Here is a 19,516-nt window from a genome sequence, read left to right as displayed (position 1 = left end):
CCCCGGTGCCCAGGCATCCGGGTGTCCCGCGGGGGTGCGATCGGAACTGATGTGGTGACCGGGATCCCGGGTACGCTCTCGTTGTCGTTGTCGTTGTCGTTGTCGTGGTCGGATTATTCGATTACGACAACGACAACGACAACGACGCCCGGTCCGAGAGAACGTCCGGTCGCTGTAGCTATAGGGTACGCATCGCGTACCCGTCTCCGGCGCTCGGGTTCCCGGCGCAGGCCCTATAATCGGCTCCAGTTTCGTCTACCGCTGGAAATCCCCGTGTCGCCCCACTGGAGTCCGCTCCTCTCGCTGCTCGCCCTGTTGCTCCTGGTCAATGGGGCACCCGTCCTGCTGGCCCTGCTGTGGGGCGGGGCGCTTGCCCCGCCCCTGGACGGGGGGCGCCGGTGGCGGGATGGCCGCCCCGTGTTCGGGAAGGCTAAGACCTGGCGGGGCCTGGTCGCGGCCCTGGTCCTGACCCCGCCGGCGGCCTGGGCACTGGGATGGGGATGGGGGCTGGGGCTCGCCATCGCCCTGGGGGCCATGGCGGGCGATCTCCTTGCCAGTTTCACCAAGCGGCGTCTGGGGCTTAAGTCCAGCGCCGCGGCGCCGCTCTTGGACCAGGTGCCGGAGACCCTGATCCCGGCCCTGCTCGCCAAGGCGCCCATGGGTCTGAGTTGGTTCGACCTGGGGCTGGCGGTGACGGCCTTTACGCTCATCGACCTGCTGATGACACCCTTGCTCAAGCGGCTGGGGACGGGCCGGCGAGCCTAAGGTCCCGCGCGCCGCGTCGTGTCCGCGGTGGCGATGCATTGCGGGTTGATGTGTCAGCGCGGCTTCGCTTCAGACCGACGCGTCAGCGGCCACTAAAGCAAGCAGCGACGATGTTGCCGGCTGGTCATTGACCGACTTCCCAACCCGTTCTTGCCCTGATGGTGGCAATGAGTGCCGGATCATCGAATTGGATGACCTGGAACGAGCAGGATAGCCGCCCGGTGCCGAAGCCATCTACGCTGCGCAGGCGGATCTCGTACAGTGCGGAATTGTCTGCCCGTGCGTATCTGGTCATTTGGCCGACCTTGAGCTTCTCGGAACGGTCCGCGGACCCGGGCGAGCCGACAATGATGTCGATCGCGTGGTTGGGCCAATCGTGGTCGGCGATACCGACCACGAGGTCGTCGCCAAAGAAGCCATGGCTCTGTCCTGACTCCAGGTCTTCGGTTTCAGTTTTCATTGTGATCATCACTTTCTAGGTAAAGGTGGCGGCCGCCGCACCTATCGTCAGGTGCCGACGACCGGGTAGGCAGTGGTCCGGCGTGCGCGTCGCGCTGATCGCGACCTTGGTCCGGCGCCTGGTGCGCGACGGATCACGGTGTGTTCGATTGAGCCGACCCCGGTGCGGGCGGCGCCCGCATCAGGGAGCGGGGATTGTACCGCCGTGACCGCGGTCGTCGAGCGTCGGTGCGGGGCCGGGGGCACCACCCGGGCCTCCGAGTGGGTCCGCGGGGCTTAGGAGGAGGCCGTAGCTGCCCGATTGTAGGCCATGTTCCGGGCCTGGGGCAAGCCTTCCCGCGGTCCCCGGCACCGGGTCGGCGTCCGGCGGCGGGTCCGCGGCCCGGATCAGCCCCCGCGCGAGGAGGAAATCGTAGAGTGCGTCGGCGGCGATGGCGTGGCCCTGGTTGGCCCAATGGGAGTCATCGGGCAGGTAGACATCCTGGATGCCGGCCGCGACGGCCTCGCGCAGACGCTCAAGGACGGCCGGCGCGGGGATGGCGCTGCGTTCGCGCAGGGCCGGGATAAACCCGCCGTAACTCGCCGGTGCGTCGGGGACATAGGCCGCCGTGGCCGAGAGTTTCCCGGGGGCGTAGAGGACGACCAGGGGGGCGCCCAGGACCTGTTCGACCGTGGTCTTGAGGTTGCGCAGTCCGCAGGCCATCCCCGCGAGATCCAACGAGCGCCAGTCGTCCGCGGGCACATCATAGCCATAGACCAGGAGCGACTGATTGCGACTGCTGAAGAGGTCGGTACGGGTGAGCTCGAGTTGCCGCACACCGGCCTCGCCCAGGAGTGCGGCGGCGCGCACCTTGATGATATGCATGGCCTGTTCGATGCGCGGTTTCAACTCCCAACCCCAGGAGGTGCGGCGGGTATAGGCCGCGAGCCGATAGGGGACAGGGTGTACCGCGAGCGGTTCCCAGGCGCGCGTGGGCGGCAGGGTGCAGTCACCCGCATAGCGCGGGACGAAGTCCGGCAGGTTGAGTTCAGCGATCTCGTAGATCACCAGTTTGGGGGGGTTGCGACGCAGTTCGGGGCTCAACAGGACCTGCTCGGCCGGGCGTCCGCGCAGGTGATAGACCAGCAGTTCCAGTCCGGTGCGGGCCACGAAGAAATTCTGCCAACCGAACCCGTGGTCCGATTGATGGGAGAAGGAGTCACCGATGACCACCACCTGGGCACTCTCGATCGGCTCGTCCTTGGCGCGATAGCGGAACAGTTCCGGCGCGAAGCGCGGTTTGGTGTCCTGCCACCCGAAGTCCCGCTCGGGGAGTGCGCCGACGCGGGTCAGGTCGCCGCTCAAGGGCTCCTGGGTCAGGGCCAGCCAGGCGGCGATGACCAGCAGTGCGCCGACGCCGCCCAGCACCACCAGGTTATAGGCGCGGGCGCTCATTCGCTCAGAACTGGAAGTACAGGAATTCACTGACACTGGTCATCCAGGTCAGGCTCCAGATCAAGGCCACGGTGGTCACCAGGGCATAGCCCAGGGCCGGGCGCCAGGTCGGCCACACCCAGGCCCCAAGCTCCAGGGGCAGGCGCTCGGGCGGCAGTACCGGGTCATAACGGCGCAGGAGTTGGTTGCTGTTGGGGGCAATGAGTGCGATGACCAGCAGGAGGCCGATCCAGGGCAGGCCCGCGGGCCAATAGACCAGTTCGTGTGGGAAGGTCCCACCGAAATTGAGCCCCAGGGCCGGGATCAGCCAGGGCGCCAGGGCCTCGACCGGCGCTGCCAGCCCCCCCGGCAGGCCGATCCCGTTCAACCCCGCCATGGACGACAGCATGGAGCGCGCGGTCTCCAGGTCGGCGGCCCGGAACAGCACCCAGGCGACCGCGACCGCGATCAGGGTGATCAGGCGGGCACTGATGCGCCCGAGCCGCCCCCCGCTGCCGATGGTGAGACCCAGGCGACGTCTGATGGCGTGCCAGAGGTGGTTGATGACCAGATAGGACCCATGCAGGGCGCCCCAGAGCACAAAGGTCCAGCCGGCGCCGTGCCAAAGCCCCCCGATCAGCATGGTGGCCATCAGATTGAGGTAGCGGCGCGCGCCGACGCCGCTGTTGCCCCCGAGCGGAATGTAGAGGTAGTCACGCAGGAAGCGCGACAGGGTGATATGCCAGCGGCGCCAGAAGTCGATGATATTGACCGCCTTGTAGGGGCTATGGAAATTCATCGGCAGGCGCATCCCGAACATCCGCGCGAGCCCCACGGCCATGTCCGAGTACCCGGAAAAATCGAAATACAGTTGCAGGGTATAGGCCCAGGCGCCGCCCCAGGCCTCGCTGAAGCTCAAGCTCGTGCCCTGCGCCGCCGCCGCGAAGGCCGGGGAGGCATAGCCCGCCATCCCATCCGCCAGGACCACCTTCTTGAATAGCCCGATCGCGAACAGGGTGAGTCCCACGGCCAGTTTTTCATGACTGAAGCGGAAGATCCCCGGGTCGCAGAACTGGGGCAGCATCTCCTTGTGATGGACGATGGGACCGGCGATCAACTGGGGGAAGAAGGTCACGAACAGGCAATAATGAAGGAACCCGTGTTCATAGACCTCGCCGCGGTAGGAGTCTACCAGATAGGCGATCTTCTGGAAGGTATAGAAGGAGATGCCGAGCGGCAGCAGGATCGATTCCAGGGTCCAGCCGGTGCCGGCCGCCTGATTGACCGTGGCGACGAAGAAGTTCGCGTACTTGAACCAGCCGAGCAGGCCCAGATTGAGTGCGATGCCGATCCCGAGCAGCCAGCGGCGCCGCCGCTGCCCAGTCGCGGCAGGGGTGAGCAGACGCCCCAATCCAAAGTTGACTACCAGCGAGGCCATCAAGAGCCCCAGATAGATCGGATTCCACCAGGCGTAAAAAAACAGCGAGGCCGCCACCAGCCAACCGAGCGCCAACTGCGTGCGCCCGCCGGCGCCGATCCAATAGAAGAGCACGAGGGTGACGGGCAGGAAGGCGAGGATGAACTCGTAGGAATTGAACAGCACGGTCCGGTCCTGGCGCCTCGCGGTACTAGAGTCGCTCCACCACGGCGGTGAGCAACCGGGTCGCCAGGGCATCGCGCAGCGGGATCAGGAGGATCGTATTACGGGGGACGGAGGCGGCGGCGATTGCCACGTCCGCATCGACCCCCATCTCGCGCAGGTAGCGGAAGGAGTCGGCCACATAGATCTGGCCGCCCTCATGGCTGCTGTAGCGCCCCGGGACGCTGCTCTGGTGGACGCCCAGCCGGGCCTTGGGGGTGGCATAGCGTTCGGTCCCGCCGGCCAGTACGTCGATACAGGCCGAGACACAGACCTGATCGACCGCCGCGCGCAGCCCATTGGCCCGCAGATAGCGCCCGAGCTTGCGCGCCTCGAAGACCGAGCCGCCGGCACTGGTGATGACGAGACCGACCGCGCGCCGGGCTCGCAGTTCGCGGATGACCCGGTCGGCGAACCCGTCGGTGATCTCGGCCTCGACCCGCAGCCAGGCGGAGCGCGCCTGCCCGCTCGGCTCGAACCGCACCAGGGCCGGGGCGACCTGCGTGACGTCCGCCAGGTTGTTGCAGGCCGCGCCGGCCTGCCGGCCCAGGGCCGCCCCGTTCGTCCGATCGCGCAGCAGCAACTGGTTGGCACGCTGGACCACCGCCGCCGGGGTGAAGCCGTAGCGCCGCACGGCGGCGATCACGGTGGCGTCGGTGACCGCCTTGTCCCCGGCCTGGGCGACGCGCAACAGGTGACAGGCCGCCAACTCGGACAGCAACTGATCCCGGGTCAGACCGTCCGGCGGCGCGCCCCCGTCCCGGCTGCCGCCTCTGGCGCAGCCGGCGATGACCAGGGCGACCACCAGGGCCATTGACAGGGTCAATCTCATCCGTCCACCCAGATACCGCAAGCTTCCGCTCTCCAATCCGATTCGTCGTACCAAAAAAGAGTATTTGGCCGCAAATGAACGCGAATAAGCGCAAATAAATCTGTTGGTTAGCATCATCGCGGGCGTCACCCGGACGGTGAACATGCAGCAAACGCCAAGTTTCTGATTATTTGCGTCAATTTGCGTTCATTTGCGGCTAAACTTCTTTTTCTGCGGGCTGGGCTTCGCTACGCTGGCCGGGGTCGCGCGGACCGAACCCCCGCCAGGTATCAGGCCCGGGTTTCGATCCCCCGTCCCCGCAAATGGGTCTTGACCGCCGCAATCGGAACCTCCCGCCGATGAAAGATCCCCGCCGCCAGGGCCGCCTCCACCCCGGTCGCGGCGAAGACCTCCGAGAAGTGCTCCACCCGCCCGGCCCCGCTGGAGGCAATCACCGGGATCCGCACCGCGGCGCGCACCGACTGGATCAGTTCCAGGTCGAAGCCCGCCTTGCTGCCGTCCCGGTCGATGCTGTTGACCAGAATCTCCCCGGCCCCCAGGTCCTCACAGCAGCGCGCCAGTTCCACTACGTCCAGGTCGCGCCCCTCGCGCCCGCCCTTGACGGTACACTGGAACCAGCAGAAGCGCTCGCCGTGCGGCCCCGGGGTGGCGGTCTCGACGGTGGCGTGCCGGGTCGCCGCCGGTGAGTCCACATAGACCCGCCGCGGGTCGATGGAGATTACCACCGCCTGATTGCCGTAGACCCGGGCGATCTGTTCGATGGAGCTGCCCCCGTCCTTGCCGCCCCGCGCCAGGACCCCGAGCACCGTCTCCACCGCGTCCGACCCGATGGAGACCTTGTCCGCACCGGAGCGGAAATAGGCGTGCGCGACATCAAGCGCGCCATAGTGCCGACCCTCGCCGTCGGTGAAGGCGCGGATGCCCCCGCCGATGGTCAGCGGCACGAAGACCCGCTCCGAGGTCCGCCGCAGCACCTCCATCATCGGCTGGTCGTCGAGCGGGAAGTCCCGGAAGGCCGTGATGTTGAGGAAGGTGACCTCATCGGCCCCCTCCTCGTAATAGCGTTGCGCCAGTTCCACCGGCTTGCCCAGATTGCGCACAGCGCCGCCTTCACCCTTGTCGCGGACGTCGTACTGGTCGCCCTTGGTGACCACCAAGTCGCCCTGGTCGTTGGCGCGCACGTCCAGGCAGGCAATGATGCGCTTGGCGAAGCGGGTCGGCCCCGCCGCACTCGCCAGGGCCGCCGGGGACAGGTCGGCCTGTTCCTCGCCCGCCAGGAAGTGCCTGAGGAGCCTAAGCCCCGCCGCCCCGCTCTTCTCCGGGTGGAACTGGACCGCCGCCACCCGCCCGCGGCTCACGGCGCTCAGGAAGGGCTGGCCATAGTCCGTGGTCGCAAGCCGCCAGTCGGCGTTGCGCGCATCCGGTTCGGCCCGGTAGGAGTGGACGAAGTAGAACTTCTCCCCCCCATAGTCCGCGAACAGCGGCGAGGGCCGCTCCACCCGCACCCCGTTCCAGCCCATGTGCGGGACCGAGAGGCTGGGATCGTCGAAGCGCCGGATCAGCCCCGGGATCAGCCCGAGCCCGGCCACACCCGGCGACTCCTCGCTGCCCTCGAACAGCGTCTGGAGCCCGATGCAGATCCCAAGGAAGGGCCGCCCGGCCGCCAGATACTCCTTCAGCGGCTCCACGTATCCCAACTGGTGCAGCCGTTCCATGGCCGCCCCGAAGGCCCCGACGCCGGGGAAGATCAGGCGCTCGGCCTTGAGGATATCCGAAGGGTGTTCGATCTCGGTCAGTTCGAACCCGAGTGCTTGGATGGCGTTGCGCAGGCTGCGGACATTGCCGGCGCCGTAGTCCAGAAGGGAGATCATGCTGGGGTCCCGGGCGGTTGATGGGTGCCGCGGCCCCGGGGGCGGGGCCGGTCGTGGGGGCTAGTGTACCCGTTTGGGAGGTGCTATCGCCTGCCGGTGCGTCCCGGCGCGTCCTCGCGACCCGCACAGGCCTGCAGAGTGCTGCACACGATTGCCGTGCGCGCCCAGGTTCTTGACAGCGGCAAGGATTTTTGCTCCACTACCGGCGACCCGGCGGTTTATAAGGTAGTCCATCCGGCGAAATCCAGTTGGCTTTGTGATCGTCTTTCGATTGGTCCACGAACAACAAAGAGGCTGTTTTGACGCTACTGCAAGAAATTCTAAATTGGTCGCAGAGTCTTCCAGTATGGCAAAGCGATGCTGTGGCGCGCTTGCTGGCTAAGCAGACACTTACGGTAGAAGACCACGATGATCTATTTGCGCTGCTCAAAGTTGCGCACGGCATTCCGGACCCCAAGGGCCGCAAGCCTAAGCCCCTCACGGCCGACCAGATCCCCGCGCCAGTGAAACTGACGACTCACGTCGAACTGCTTGCCATGAAGAATATGCGGAACGTCAATGCGATTGCAGAGAATCAGCGCTTGCCGTTTAGCCCTGCCGGAATGACCGTCATCTATGGCGACAACGGTTCTGGAAAGTCCGGATACTCGCGCGTGCTTAAACGCGCCTGCCGGGCGCGCGATCAGACGGAAGCAATCTATCCGAACGCCAACCTTGCCATGGGTAAAGCTGGGGTAGCCGAAGCCGCCTTCGAGCTTGCTGTTGATGGCGTTGCGCAAGATACTCAGTGGGCTGACGGTAATGCCGCTCCCGCTGCGCTGTCGTCTTTCGCAATCTTCGACTCGCGCTGTGCGCGTGCCTACCTCGATAGCGAAGATGACTTTTCTTATGTTCCTTACGGGCTCGATGTTTTCGAGGGGCTCGCGAAGGTTTGCGCGCAGTTGAAGGCCGCGATCGAGAACGAGCATGCGCAGTCCGCCGCCGCCCTTTCGGCGTTCGTGCCGCTGCACGGCGACACGCTCGTCGGCAAACTGATTTCAGGACTGTCGGCCAAGACGACGCAGGCCCAAATCGACGCGCTGGCCACGCTGTCGGCGGACGAACTGGCCCAGCATGCGGTGCTGAGCAATAGTCTGAAAGAGAACAATCCGAAGGAGAAGGCGGTGCAATTGCGCCTGCGTGCCCGTCGAGTCGCCGCCATCGCGACAAACGCAATCAATAAGGACGCGCTGGTTGATCATACGGTGGTCGCCAGGTTGCGCAGCCTGGCAGACAGTTACCGCACGGCACAGGTGGCCGCGGCACTCGCAGCCAAGCAGTTTAAGGAGGGAGAGAACCTGCTGCCAGGTACTGGGGGAGAGGCATGGCGCGAGCTGTTCGATGCCGCTCGTAAGTTCGCAATCCAATCCCACCCAGACAAAGCATTTCCGGATCTCGGCACGGATTCGCCTTGCCCGCTGTGCCAGCAACCTCTCGCCGAAGGCGCCGTTCGCTTGCTGCGCTTTGAGGCATTCATCCAGGCGGAGGCAGAGAAAACCGCCCAGGCGTGCCGCACCGCCCTGTACGCAGAGTACAAGCCGTTCGTTGCGAACATCCTGACACTGAATCTCGATGATGTGACCCGTGGCGAGATCGAAGTCCTGGACCCGCAACTCGCCAATGATACCAAAGCCTTTGAGCTAGCGCTGACCGCTCGCCAGGGAGCTATCAAGGCGGCGGTGCTTGCACACCAATGGGATGGCACCAATCAGGCTTTGGTCAACCCGGCGGCGCGACTTCAAGCATTGGCCGAAAAGCTGAATGCCGAAGCCGGAACTCTTGAGATAGCATCCGACGAGAAGGCACGTGCCGCACTTCAAAAGCAGTTCGTCGAACTCGATGCGCGAGTGCGTCTGAGTCAGGTCAAGGATGCTGTGGTCACGGCCGTCACGCGACTCGGCCATCAGGCTAGACTTAAGCAGTGCCTGTCAGCCGTCAAGACCAAGGCCATCTCGCTGAAGGCGTCGGAACTCGCCGAAAAAGTCGTGTCCAAAGAACTGGCCGAAGCGCTCAACCGCGAATTCAAGGCGCTGGGCGTTGGCACGCTCCGCGTTTCGCTCCAGAGCCGCTCCGACAGAGGCAAACCGTTGCACAAGTTAAAGCTGGAGTTGCCACAGTGCCGCAGCCCCGGCGATATCCTAAGTGAAGGCGAGCAGCGAGCAGTCGCAATTGGCTCCTTCCTGGCCGAGGTCGGGCTGATTGGTGGTAAAGGCGGAATCGTGTTCGATGACCCGGTGTCCTCGCTCGATCATCGCCGCCGCGAACGGGTGGCGAAGCGCCTAGCAGTCGAAGCAGCGCAGCGTCAGATCATCGTATTCACCCATGACATCTATTTCCTTTGTCTCTTGGCAGAGGAGGCGAAGCTGGCTGGAGTGCCGATTGCCACCCAGAGCCTGACACGCCGTGCTGAGGGGTTCGGTATTGCCGATCCGGATCTCCCCTTCGAGGGGAAAACCGCCAGCAAGCGGATTCGAGCCTTGAAGGCTCAGCATCAATCCATTGCCAAACTTCACAAGGACGGCGAAGAGGAGGAGTACCGGAAGCAAACGGTTGACGCCTATTTTCGGCTCCGCATGACGTGGGAACGCGCCGTGGAGGAAGTTCTCCTGCGCGAGGTGATCCTACGCTTCCGTAAAGGCATTGAAACACAGCGACTTGCAGGAGTTGTTGTCGAAGATGACGACTATGCCAAAGTGCATGCCGGTATGACGAAATGCTCAAACTACGCGCATGACAAAGCCCTACAAGGCGGCATCGCTGTTCCCGAACCCGACGAACTACTAGCGGACATCATGGCGTTGGATACTTGGCGGGACGGTATCGAAAATAGAAGCAGGATCACGGCGCAGAAACGTAAGGCGTGAAGCCTGCGTAGGGCAGAACGCGATAGCGGTTCCGCCTTCGATCTGGTTACCAAGCTTCAAGTGTCCTTGGTGATAAGGCATGATGAGAGAGTTTATGGGCAACGTGGTTTACGTCGAAACGAGCGTCATCAGCTATTTGGCTGCGCGGCCAAGTCGTGACATCATCATCGCGGGCCATCAGCAAACGACACAGGACTGGTGGGCCTCTGAGCGCACCAATTTCTCTGTCTACGCCTCCCCACTGGTCTTTAGAGAAGCCAGCGCGGGAGACCCTGCAGCGGCGATTGCGCGGTTACAATGCTTGCGGGACATCCCGCTCCTTGCCATTACACCGGAGGCAGAACAGTTGGCAGAAACGTTGATTCAACGCGCTGCTCTCCCACCCAAGGCTGCAGCCGATGGATTGCATATCGCCACCGCCGCGTTTCATCGCGTCGACTTCCTGTTGACCTGGAACTGCGCGCACATAGCAAACGCCATCAAGAGACCTTTGATCGAGCAAATCTGTCGGGAGTGCGGTTTTGCACCCCCGGTGCTTTGCACGCCTGACGAACTTATAGGGGGTAACCGCGATGTGGAGTGATCCGATTGTTGAAGAAACCCGGCGCCTGCGCGACGAGTATTCTGCAAAGCTCAATTACAACGTACACGCTATTGCCGAAGATCTCAAAGATTGGGAGCGCAATGGCTTTCCACTCGCTGTCGACCCCAATAGAGAGTTTAGGCCCAGGGTCTGTCGCGCGATACCGCATGGTTAGGGTCCGCGCAGGGCGGAACGCGCCAGCGGTTCCGCCTTATGCTGAATCCGGCAGTTGCTCACGCCAAGGCGCCAAGTTTACCAAGGAATTTCAAGGCGTTGTCGAAGTGATTTGGCTCACCCATCGGGCGATCCGGATGCTGCGCAAATCCCTTTGTTTCTTCTTGGCGTGAGCATTTGCCGGAGTTAGGTCTACCGTGAAAGTCCGGCGGGGGCCTTGTGGGAGCGGCTTCAGCCGCGACGAGGCCTCGCGGGGTACCCGAGTGTTGTGGGTCACCGCCTCTGCGGCTCTGCGCCTCTGTGTGAGACCTCTTTAAAGAATCTCACGCGGAGGCGCAGAGACGCAGAGAAGAATCGCGTCAGTCGGGTTACCGTGAAAGCCGCTTCCGCCGGGGCTTTCATGTTGCGGGGGTGACGAACGACCCCTCATGGCCGTTAGCCGGTTTGCTCTGCCACCCCGGAAGCAGGCGGGCGGGCCTCGATCATGACACCGGCCACTTTGCCGACTGCGGCGCAGTTGGTCCGCACAGCGGACCCTACGGGCACGGCGCCGTGGGGTCCGCTGTGCGGACCAATCACCTCAGGCCCCGCGCGCCTCCAGCGCGTCCAGGTACTTTTCCGCGTCCAGGGCGGCCATGCAGCCGCTGCCCGCCGAGGTGATCGCCTGGCGGTAGACATGGTCCATCACGTCGCCGGCGGCAAAGACCCCGGGGATCGAGGTGGCGGTGGCGTTGCCGTCGGTGCCGCTGTGGACCTTGATATAACCGCCGGCCATGTCGAGTTGGCCCGCGAAGATCTCGGTATTGGGCTGGTGGCCGATGGCGATGAAGACGCCCTGGAGTTCGAGGTCGCGGGTGGATCCGTCTTTGGTGCTCTTGATGCGGATGCCGGTCACCCCGGTGGCGTCGCCCAGGATCTCATCCAGATTGCTGTTCCACGCCAGGCGCACATTGCCGTGTTCGGCCTTGTCCAGCAGGTGGCGCTGCAGGATCTTCTCCGCCCGCAGGCTGTCGCGGCGATGGACCAGGGTCACCTCGGAGGCGATGTTGGAGAGGTACAGGGCCTCCTCCACCGCGGTGTTGCCGCCGCCGATGACCGCCACTTTCTGACCGCGAAAGAAGAACCCGTCACAGGTCGCGCAGGCGGAGACGCCGCGGCCGCGGAATTCCTGCTCCGAGGGCAGGCCCAGATAGCGGGCGCTGGCCCCGGTGGCGATGATCAGGGCATCGCAGGTATAGACGGCCGAGTCCCCGGTGAGGGTGAAGGGTGCGGCACTGAGATCGGCCTGATTGATATGGTCGAAGATGATCTCGGTCTCGAAGCGCTCCGCGTGGCGGCGCATCCGGTCCATCAGGTCGGGCCCCTGGGCGCCGTCCGGGTCGCCGGGCCAGTTGTCCACGTCGGTGGTGGTCATGAGCTGGCCGCCCTGCTCCAGGCCGGTGATCAACACCGGGTGCAGGTTCGCCCGCGCGCCATAGACCGCGGCGGTGTAGCCCGCCGGGCCTGACCCCAGGATCAGCAGTCGGCAATGCTTGGTGGTGCTCATGGTCTCCTCCCGGGATGGCGGCCAGTGGTGCGTCCCCGGGCGCCGCGTGGTGGGGCGACGGGCAGGGACCCTCGCCAAAGGCACAAGGTTAAGGGTTAGGCGCAGTCGCGTAAAGCCGGCCGGCGCAGCGGGCCGCCTTGGGGGCAGCCCGCGCGGTCGATGTTCCCGGAGATCGAGCCGCGCGAGGGGCGCCGTTCGCGCGCCGACCCCGTGTGCGGAGGCCGTCATCAGTGGTCGTCTGAATCCCGCTTGACAAGGACTCGCTTGAGGTATAAAACAACTCCGAAACAACAGATTGCGAGGTTAAGCGGGAGTTAATTGTGAAGATTGTGCCTCGACTGGTGGTGGGCCTGGTCCTTGGCGCCGCGGCATTGCTGCTGGGCGGCTGCGCGGGGCTCGGCAGTTCGGATGGGGGAGGCAAGCGGGCGGAGGTGGTGTCCGCCGCCCTGTCTCAGGTGGGTACGCCCTATCGCTACGGCGGCACCCTGCCGGGCCGGGCGCTCGATTGCAGCGGCTTGACGCGTTACGCCTACCAGCGGGCCGGGGTGTCCATCCCGCGGATGTCGTTGGACCAACTGCACGCCGCCCGGCCGGTGCGCCCGGACGCGCTGCGCCCGGGGGACCTGGTGTTCTTCCATACCGGTCCCGGGGTCCACCATGTGGGACTGATGGTGGATCGGGACCGCTTCGTGCACGCATCGACGTCCAAGCACAAGGTCGGGCTGACCCGGCTGCATACGCCGTACTGGAGGGCCCGCTATGTCGGCGCGGGCAGCTACCTGGAATGATCGCGGCGGCGGTGCACCGGGCGTCTGCCGGTGGCCGGGAACCGGGCCGGGACCGGCGACCGCGCTGGGCGACGGCGCGAGCGCTGCGCACGGCGCACCCGGCGCGGGACGCTCGGACGGCTGCGCGGCACGGCACCAGGCTGCAACCGGCTCGCCTTTTCCCGCCCTTTGTTGCAGAATACTCGGCGGTCCCAGGCGTCGTCCCGGGGCGGGTCATCAACACTATCCTGCAACCCTGAGGAGTTTCCAGACATGTCCGATAAGCCAATGAGCGAGAGCCGCCGTGACGCCGTCAAGCTGATGCTCGGCGCCGCTGTCGCCATCCCGGTCATCAACCTGGTCGGTGTCGGCATCGCCCGCGCCGCGGCCCCGGCCGTCGCTGCCGATGATCCGACCGGCGTCGCCCTGAAGTACAACGCGGATGCCACCAAGGCCGATCGCGCGGCGGCTGCCCGTCCCGGCATGCCGGCCGCCGAGCAGATGTGCTCGAACTGTCAGTTCTCGGGCGCCAGTGACGTTCCCGATCATCTGACCTGCACCCTGTTCCCCGGTAAGGTGGTGAGTGCCAAGGGCTGGTGCTCCTCCTGGACCGTCAAGGCCGCTTGATCGCAGCCCGACCGCTCCTCATATCGGGGAGGGGAGAAACGGGGCCCACGGGCCCCGTTTTGCATTCTGTGTCTTGCGTTCAGTTGCGGCTAAACTGCTTTTTCCGCGCCGCGGCGCCCGTTCCGCGGCCTCGACCACCCTGGTACCCCTCCAGACACCATGACCATTGCAGAGCAGGCCGCGGTCGCGCGGCCCTTATCCGTCGAGGCCCCCCGCCACCGCCCGCCGCCGCTGGCGGCCGCCTCGCCTTCGGCGGCGCGACTGGTGTTCCTGCGCGGGCTCGTCTGGGGCCTCATCGGGCTCATCTATGCACCGCTGTTCCTCGGACTCACCGCCATCTTCGAGCGGCTCGGTGCCGGCCCCGGGGCCTACGCGGCCGCGGCCGCCCTGGCCGGGGCGGCGGGTGCGGCCCTCTACGGGTCGCACGAATTGGCCCTCGTGGGTACCGGGATCGGTGCCATCGTGGGCGTGCTGCTTTTGACGAGCGCCGCGGATCTGCTCAGTTTTGCCCAGGCCGCCGCCGTGGCGGCCGCGCTGGCCGCCCTGGTGGGCCTGCTGGTGTCCTTTCCCGGGCAGTGCACCCGGCGGGTACCCGGTAAGGTCCTGGCGGGGCTGACCACCGGTGCGGCCTGCGGCGCCCTGCTCGCCGCGACCCTGCCGCTCGGCCCCCGGCCGCTCTCGCCCTTCGTGATGCTGGCCTTGCTGGTCAGTGTCAACGGGGCCCTCTATGTGACGAGCGTGCGTTGGTGGATCGGCCAGATCAGCCGGCTGCGCATCGCGGCGCGCCCCTGCCGCCTGATCGAGGCGCTGGTGCTGGCCGCGCTGGCCGGGCTTGCCGCCGGCGGGGTCTGGCTGATGGCCGGGCCCCTGCTCGGGGACGAGTCCGGTCTGGTGGGCGCGGTCGCGGCCAGGGTCTACGACGCGCTGCCGTACGCCGCACTCGGCGGCGTCTTGGGCGGGGCGGTGGCCGGGGCCCTGCTCGAGGCCTTCGGATTCGCCTGGGTCCACGACGTCTAGCCCCATGGCTCGCACCAAATCCAGCCGGCGCTGGCTCGACCGCCAGTTCAGCGACCCCTATGTGAAGCGCGCTCAACAGGAGGGCTACCGCTCGCGGGCCGCCTACAAACTCCTGGAGCTACAGGACAAGGACCGCCTCCTGAGCCCCGGGATGCGGGTGGTCGATTTGGGCGCCGCCCCCGGCAGTTGGTCTCAGATCGCCGCGCGCCTGGTCGGCGGGCGCGGTCAGGTCTTCGCCGTGGATTTGCTCGCGATGGACCCCTTGCCGGGCGTGCAGTCCCTGACCGGGGACTTTCGTGAGCCGGAAGTCCTGGCCCAACTGCGCGAGCAACTCGGCGATGCGCCGGTGGATCTGGTTCTATCCGATATGTCCCCCAATATATCGGGAACGGCGGCGGTCGATCAGCCGCGTACCGCCTATCTGGTGGAGTTGGCCTTGGAGCTTGCGCGTGAGACGCTGAAACCCGGCGGCGCCCTGGTCGTCAAGACCTTCCAGGGCGAGGGCTTCGACCAGATGTTGCGCGGGTTGCGCGCCGATTTTGCCGTGGTGGCCAACCGCAAGCCCCAGGCCTCGCGGCCCGCGAGCCGGGAACTCTACCTGGTAGCCAAGGGCTTCCGTCCGAAATGACCTTTTTTCGGCGCCATAAGGGTGTTACTTTGCCCGGATAGAGCCGGGTGCCCTCCCCTGAGTACCCCATCACCAGAGGCCAGATGCCGTGAGCGATATGGCGAAGAATCTGATTCTATGGGTGGTCATCGCCATCGTGCTGATGTCCGTCTTCAACAATTTCACCACCACGCGCTCCGCGCCGCGCAGCCTGACCTATTCCGCCTTCATCGAACAGGTCAAGCAGGGGACCGTGAAGGAGGTCACCATCCAGGGGCGCACCATCGCGGGACTCACCGACTCGGGGAGCCGCTTCTCCACCTACAGCCCGGGTGACGACGGCCTGGTGGGCGATCTGCTGAACAACAACGTCATCATCAAGGCCGCCCCGCTGGATAAGCCGTCGGTCCTGATGTCGATGCTGATCAACTGGTTCCCATTGCTGATCCTGGTCGGGCTCTGGGTGCTCTTCATGCGCCAGATGCAGGGCGGGGGCGGCGGGCGGGGGGCTATGTCCTTCGGCAAGAGCCGGGCGCGGATGCTCTCCGAGGATCAGGTCAAGGTTACCTTCCAGGACGTGGCGGGCGCCGAGGAGGCCAAGGACGAGGTCTCGGAGATGGTCGACTTCCTGCGCGACCCGGCCAAGTTCCAGAAGCTCGGCGGCAAGATCCCCAAGGGCGTGCTGATGGTCGGCCCCCCCGGGACCGGCAAGACCCTGCTCGCCCGGGCCATCGCGGGGGAGGCCAAGGTGCCCTTCTTCACCATCTCCGGCTCGGACTTCGTGGAGATGTTCGTCGGCGTGGGGGCTTCCCGGGTGCGCGACATGTTCGAGCAGGCCAAGAAGCACGCCCCCTGCATCATCTTCATCGACGAGATCGACGCGGTGGGCCGTCATCGCGGCGCGGGCTTAGGCGGCGGTCACGACGAGCGCGAGCAGACGCTCAACCAGTTGCTGGTGGAGATGGACGGCTTCGAGGGCAACGAGGGCGTGATCGTCATCGCCGCCACCAACCGCCCCGACGTGCTGGACCCGGCGCTCCTGCGCCCCGGGCGCTTCGACCGGCAGGTGGTGGTGCCGCTGCCGGACGTGCGCGGGCGCGAGCAGATCCTGAAAGTCCACATGCGCAAGATCCCGGCCGCGGAGGATGTGAAGGCGTCCGTGCTGGCGCGCGGGACCCCCGGCTTCTCGGGTGCGGATCTGGCCAACCTGATCAACGAGGCGGCGCTTTTCGCCGCGCGTGCCAACAAGAAGCTGGTGGACATGGAGGACATGGAGAAGGCCAAGGACAAGATCATGATGGGTGCGGAGCGCCGCTCCATGGTCATGTCCGATGAGGAGAAGCGCCTGACGGCCTATCACGAGTCCGGCCACGCCATCGTTGGCCGGCTGGTGCCGGAGCACGACCCGGTGCACAAGGTCAGCATCATCCCGCGCGGGCGCGCCCTGGGCGTGACGCTCTTCCTGCCGGAGGACGACCGCTTCAGCTATAGCAAGCAGCGCCTGGAGTCGAGTATCTCCAGCCTGTTCGGCGGGCGCGTGGCCGAGGAACTGATCTTCGGGGCCGAGAGCGTCACCACCGGCGCCCAGAACGACATCCACCGCGCCACCGACATCGCCCGCAGCATGGTGACCAAGTGGGGCCTGTCGGACCGGCTCGGGCCCCTGACCTATAGCGAGGAGGAGCAGGAGGTCTTTCTCGGCCATTCGGTGGCCCAGCACAAGAGCGTCTCCGACGAGACCAACCACCTGATCGACGAGGAGGTCCGACGCTTCATCGAGCGCAACTATGCGCGCGCGCGGCAACTGCTGACCGACAACACCGAGAAGCTCCACGCCATGGCCGCCGCCCTGATCAAGTACGAGACCATCGACGCGGACCAGATCGACGACATCATGTCCGGGCGCCCGCCGCGCCCGCCCAAGGACTGGAACGACGAGGAGCCGACCCGCCCCGGGCGGACGCCCCGGGCCGCGGACGACCGGGGTGCGGACCTGCCGCGGGATGACGGCCACCTGGGCCGCCCCGCCGGCGAGCACTGAGCCCGTCGGGATCGGTGCCGATGTCATCACTGGATTGCGGCGGTCGCCGGCTCGATCTCACCCGGCCGCGGGTGATGGGCATCCTCAATGTCACCCCCGATTCGTTTTCGGATGGGGGTCGCTTCCAGTCCCGCCCGGCGGCCCTGGAGCGGGCCCAGGCCATGGTGGCGGCGGGGGCCGACCTGATCGATATCGGCGGTGAGTCCACCCGTCCCGGGGCCCAGCCGGTGCCCCTCACGGAAGAACTGGCGCGGGTGATCCCGGTGGTGGCGGCCCTGGCCGGGTCACTCGCGGTGCCGATCTCGGTGGATACCTCCAAACCCGAGGTCATGCGCGCGGCGGTGGCGGCCGGCGCCGGGCTGATCAACGACGTCTGCGCCCTGCGGGCGCCGGGGGCGCTGGAGAGCGCCGCCCGGCTCGGGGTGCCGGTGTGTCTGATGCACCTGCTGGGGGAGCCCGGCACCATGCAGGTCGCGCCCGGCTACGGGGACGTGGTCGCCGAGGTGCGGGCCTTTCTGGCCGCGCGGGTGGACGCCTGCATCCGCGCCGGCATCCCCCGCGAGCGCCTGCTCATCGATCCGGGCTTTGGCTTCGGCAAGACGCTGGCGCACAATCTCGCCCTGCTCGCCCACCTGGAGGTCCTCACCGACCTTGGGGTGCCGGTCCTGGTGGGCCTCTCGCGCAAGTCCATGGTCGGCGCCCTGACCGGTCGTGCCCCCGGGGAACGCCTGGCGGCCAGCCTGGCCGCCGCGCTCCTGGCGGTGCAGCGCGGCGCGCTCATCCTGCGGGTCCATGACGTGGCCGAGACGCGGGACGCCCTATTGGTTTGGGAGGCCGTGCGTGCGGCTGCAAGCCTTGCCTGGCAGCGGACAAATGGACAGGATTAACAGGATTTCTCAGTCCATGAATTGAGGTGGAGTTGCGATGCGCAAGTATTTTGGTACGGACGGGATCCGCGGGCGGGTCGGTGAGCCCAACATCAGCCCCGATTTCGTGCTCAAGCTGGGCTGGGCGGCGGGCCGGGTCCTGGGTCACGGCCCCGGCAGCACCATCCTGATCGGCAAGGACACCCGGATCTCCGGCTACATGTTCGAGTCGGCCCTGGAGGCCGGCCTGGCCGCCGCCGGCGTCAATATCCGCCTGCTGGGGCCGATGTCCACCCCGGGCGTCGCCTATCTCACGCGCACCTTCCGCGCCGCGGCCGGTATCGTCATCACCGCCTCCCACAACCCTTACCAGGACAACGGCATCAAGTTCTTCTCCGCCGACGGGGACAAACTGCCGGACGAGGTGGAACTGGCCATTGAGGCGGAGCTCGAGCGGCCCTTGCATACCGTGGACGCCGCGGCCCTGGGCAAGGCGCGGCGGGTCGAGGATGCCGGCGGGCGCTATATCGAGTTCTGCAAGTCCACCATCCCCGCGGCGATGAACTTCCGCGGGCTCAAGCTGGTGGTGGACTGCGCCCACGGGGCGACCTACAACACCGCCCCCTATGTCTTCGAGGAGTTGGGGGCCGAGGTCCTGCCCATGGGTACCGAGCCCGACGGGCTCAACATCAACCGCAACGTCGGCTCGACCAGCCCGGGCGCCCTGTGCAAGGCGGTGGTGGAGGCGGGCGCCGATCTGGGGATCGCCTTCGACGGCGACGGCGATCGGGTCCTGATGGTCAACTCCCGGGGCGCGATGGTGGACGGCGATGACCTGCTCTACATCATCGCGCGTTCGCGCCAGACGGCCGGCACCCTGCGCGGGGACGTGGTGGGCACCCTGATGAGCAATCTCGGGTTCGAGCACGCGCTGCACCGGCTCGGGATCGGTTTCGCCCGCACCCAGGTGGGCGACCGCTACATCATGGAGCACTTGAAGCGCACCGACGCCATCCTGGGCGGCGAGCCCTCCGGTCACATCATCTGCCGTGACCGCACCAGCACCGGCGACGGCATCGTCGCGGCGCTCCAGGTCCTGGCGGCCCTGAGGCGTCTGGAACTGAGCCTGGACGACCTCTGTGCCGAGGTGGAGCACTACCCTCAGGTCCTGATTAACATCCGGCTGCCCGAGCGCCGGGAGATCGTCAGCCTGCCGGCCGTCGTCGACGCGGTCTTCATGGCAGAACAGGAACTGGCCGGGCGCGGGCGGGTGCTGCTGCGGCCATCCGGCACCGAGCCGCTGGTGCGGGTGATGGTGGAAGGGGCCGAGGGCGCCCAGGTCCAGGCCCTGGCCGACCGGCTGGCCGCGGTGGTGCGGGACCAGATCGCCGCTGGGGCGGCCTGA

Annotated in this window: 16 protein-coding genes; 10 read left to right on the top strand and 6 right to left on the bottom strand. The window is 66.3% G+C overall.

All coding sequences use genetic code 11. The features are described 5' to 3' along the window. Window positions 1–273 precede the first annotated feature (273 nt). Complete coding sequence (locus tag THSYN_RS26210; RefSeq protein ID WP_100921720.1) at window positions 274–765, top strand: CDP-archaeol synthase; 492 nt, start codon at window positions 274–276, stop codon at window positions 763–765. Between the two features lie 124 nt (window positions 766–889). Here the strand turns inward: THSYN_RS26210 and THSYN_RS26205 are convergent, their stop codons facing one another. The 5 genes from THSYN_RS26205 to hisF form a co-directional block, all read right to left on the bottom strand. Beyond that, a complete protein-coding gene (locus tag THSYN_RS26205) occupies window positions 890–1,225 on the bottom strand; it encodes a hypothetical protein (protein WP_100921719.1) in 336 nt (111 codons plus the stop codon). A 180-nt stretch (window positions 1,226–1,405) separates the two neighbouring features. Beyond that, complete coding sequence (locus tag THSYN_RS26200) at window positions 1,406–2,659, bottom strand: alginate O-acetyltransferase AlgX-related protein (RefSeq protein WP_100921718.1); 1,254 nt, start codon at window positions 2,657–2,659, stop codon at window positions 1,406–1,408. A gap of 4 nt (window positions 2,660–2,663) precedes the next feature. Continuing rightward, a complete protein-coding gene (locus tag THSYN_RS26195; protein ID WP_100921717.1) occupies window positions 2,664–4,241 on the bottom strand; it encodes an MBOAT family O-acyltransferase in 1,578 nt (525 codons plus the stop codon). Between the two features lie 25 nt (window positions 4,242–4,266). After that, window positions 4,267–5,109: a COG3904 family protein gene (locus tag THSYN_RS26190; protein ID WP_100921716.1), complete on the bottom strand. Its 843-nt coding sequence runs from the start codon at window positions 5,107–5,109 to the stop codon at window positions 4,267–4,269. Window positions 5,110–5,378: 269 nt separating this feature from the next. Beyond that, the gene (gene hisF, locus THSYN_RS26185; RefSeq protein ID WP_100921715.1) at window positions 5,379–6,980 is read right to left on the bottom strand and encodes an imidazole glycerol phosphate synthase subunit HisF; all 1,602 of its coding nucleotides are present in this window, start codon (window positions 6,978–6,980) and stop codon (window positions 5,379–5,381) included. Window positions 6,981–7,279: 299 nt separating this feature from the next. On the opposite strand from hisF, the gene THSYN_RS26180 reads away from it, so the two are divergent. After that, window positions 7,280–9,883 (top strand): AAA family ATPase, encoded by a 2,604-nt coding sequence (locus THSYN_RS26180; RefSeq protein ID WP_100921714.1) that lies wholly within the window; start codon window positions 7,280–7,282, stop codon window positions 9,881–9,883. A 79-nt stretch (window positions 9,884–9,962) separates the two neighbouring features. Then, entirely contained in the window at window positions 9,963–10,466 is a 504-nt protein-coding gene (locus tag THSYN_RS26175) for a type II toxin-antitoxin system VapC family toxin (RefSeq protein ID WP_236848703.1), read from the top strand. Between the two features lie 754 nt (window positions 10,467–11,220). Here the strand turns inward: THSYN_RS26175 and trxB are convergent. Further along, complete coding sequence (gene trxB, locus THSYN_RS26165) at window positions 11,221–12,186, bottom strand: thioredoxin-disulfide reductase (RefSeq protein ID WP_100921713.1); 966 nt, start codon at window positions 12,184–12,186, stop codon at window positions 11,221–11,223. Window positions 12,187–12,506: 320 nt separating this feature from the next. Between trxB and THSYN_RS26160 the strand changes: the two genes are divergently transcribed. From THSYN_RS26160 to glmM, 7 genes are all read left to right on the top strand, one after another. Beyond that, complete coding sequence (locus THSYN_RS26160) at window positions 12,507–12,974, top strand: C40 family peptidase (RefSeq protein WP_100921712.1); 468 nt, start codon at window positions 12,507–12,509, stop codon at window positions 12,972–12,974. Between the two features lie 252 nt (window positions 12,975–13,226). Next, a complete protein-coding gene (locus THSYN_RS26155; protein ID WP_100921711.1) occupies window positions 13,227–13,580 on the top strand; it encodes a high-potential iron-sulfur protein in 354 nt (117 codons plus the stop codon). A 159-nt stretch (window positions 13,581–13,739) separates the two neighbouring features. Next, the gene (locus THSYN_RS26150; RefSeq protein WP_236848702.1) at window positions 13,740–14,597 is read left to right on the top strand and encodes a hypothetical protein; all 858 of its coding nucleotides are present in this window, start codon (window positions 13,740–13,742) and stop codon (window positions 14,595–14,597) included. Between the two features lie 4 nt (window positions 14,598–14,601). Further along, complete coding sequence (gene rlmE / locus THSYN_RS26145; RefSeq protein WP_100921710.1) at window positions 14,602–15,225, top strand: 23S rRNA (uridine(2552)-2'-O)-methyltransferase RlmE; 624 nt, start codon at window positions 14,602–14,604, stop codon at window positions 15,223–15,225. Between the two features lie 97 nt (window positions 15,226–15,322). Next, the gene (ftsH, locus tag THSYN_RS26140; RefSeq protein WP_100921709.1) at window positions 15,323–17,245 is read left to right on the top strand and encodes an ATP-dependent zinc metalloprotease FtsH; all 1,923 of its coding nucleotides are present in this window, start codon (window positions 15,323–15,325) and stop codon (window positions 17,243–17,245) included. A gap of 20 nt (window positions 17,246–17,265) precedes the next feature. Then, window positions 17,266–18,132: a dihydropteroate synthase gene (gene folP / locus THSYN_RS26135; protein WP_100921708.1), complete on the top strand. Its 867-nt coding sequence runs from the start codon at window positions 17,266–17,268 to the stop codon at window positions 18,130–18,132. Window positions 18,133–18,169: 37 nt separating this feature from the next. Next, entirely contained in the window at window positions 18,170–19,516 is a 1,347-nt protein-coding gene (gene glmM / locus THSYN_RS26130) for a phosphoglucosamine mutase (RefSeq protein ID WP_100921707.1), read from the top strand.

The sequence above is a fragment of the Candidatus Thiodictyon syntrophicum genome, assembly GCF_002813775.1.
GTDB classification, from domain to species: domain Bacteria; phylum Pseudomonadota; class Gammaproteobacteria; order Chromatiales; family Chromatiaceae; genus Thiodictyon; species Thiodictyon syntrophicum.
The sequence above is the reverse complement of the archived record's forward strand: the minus strand, read 5'-3'. Positions and strand labels throughout refer to the sequence as shown.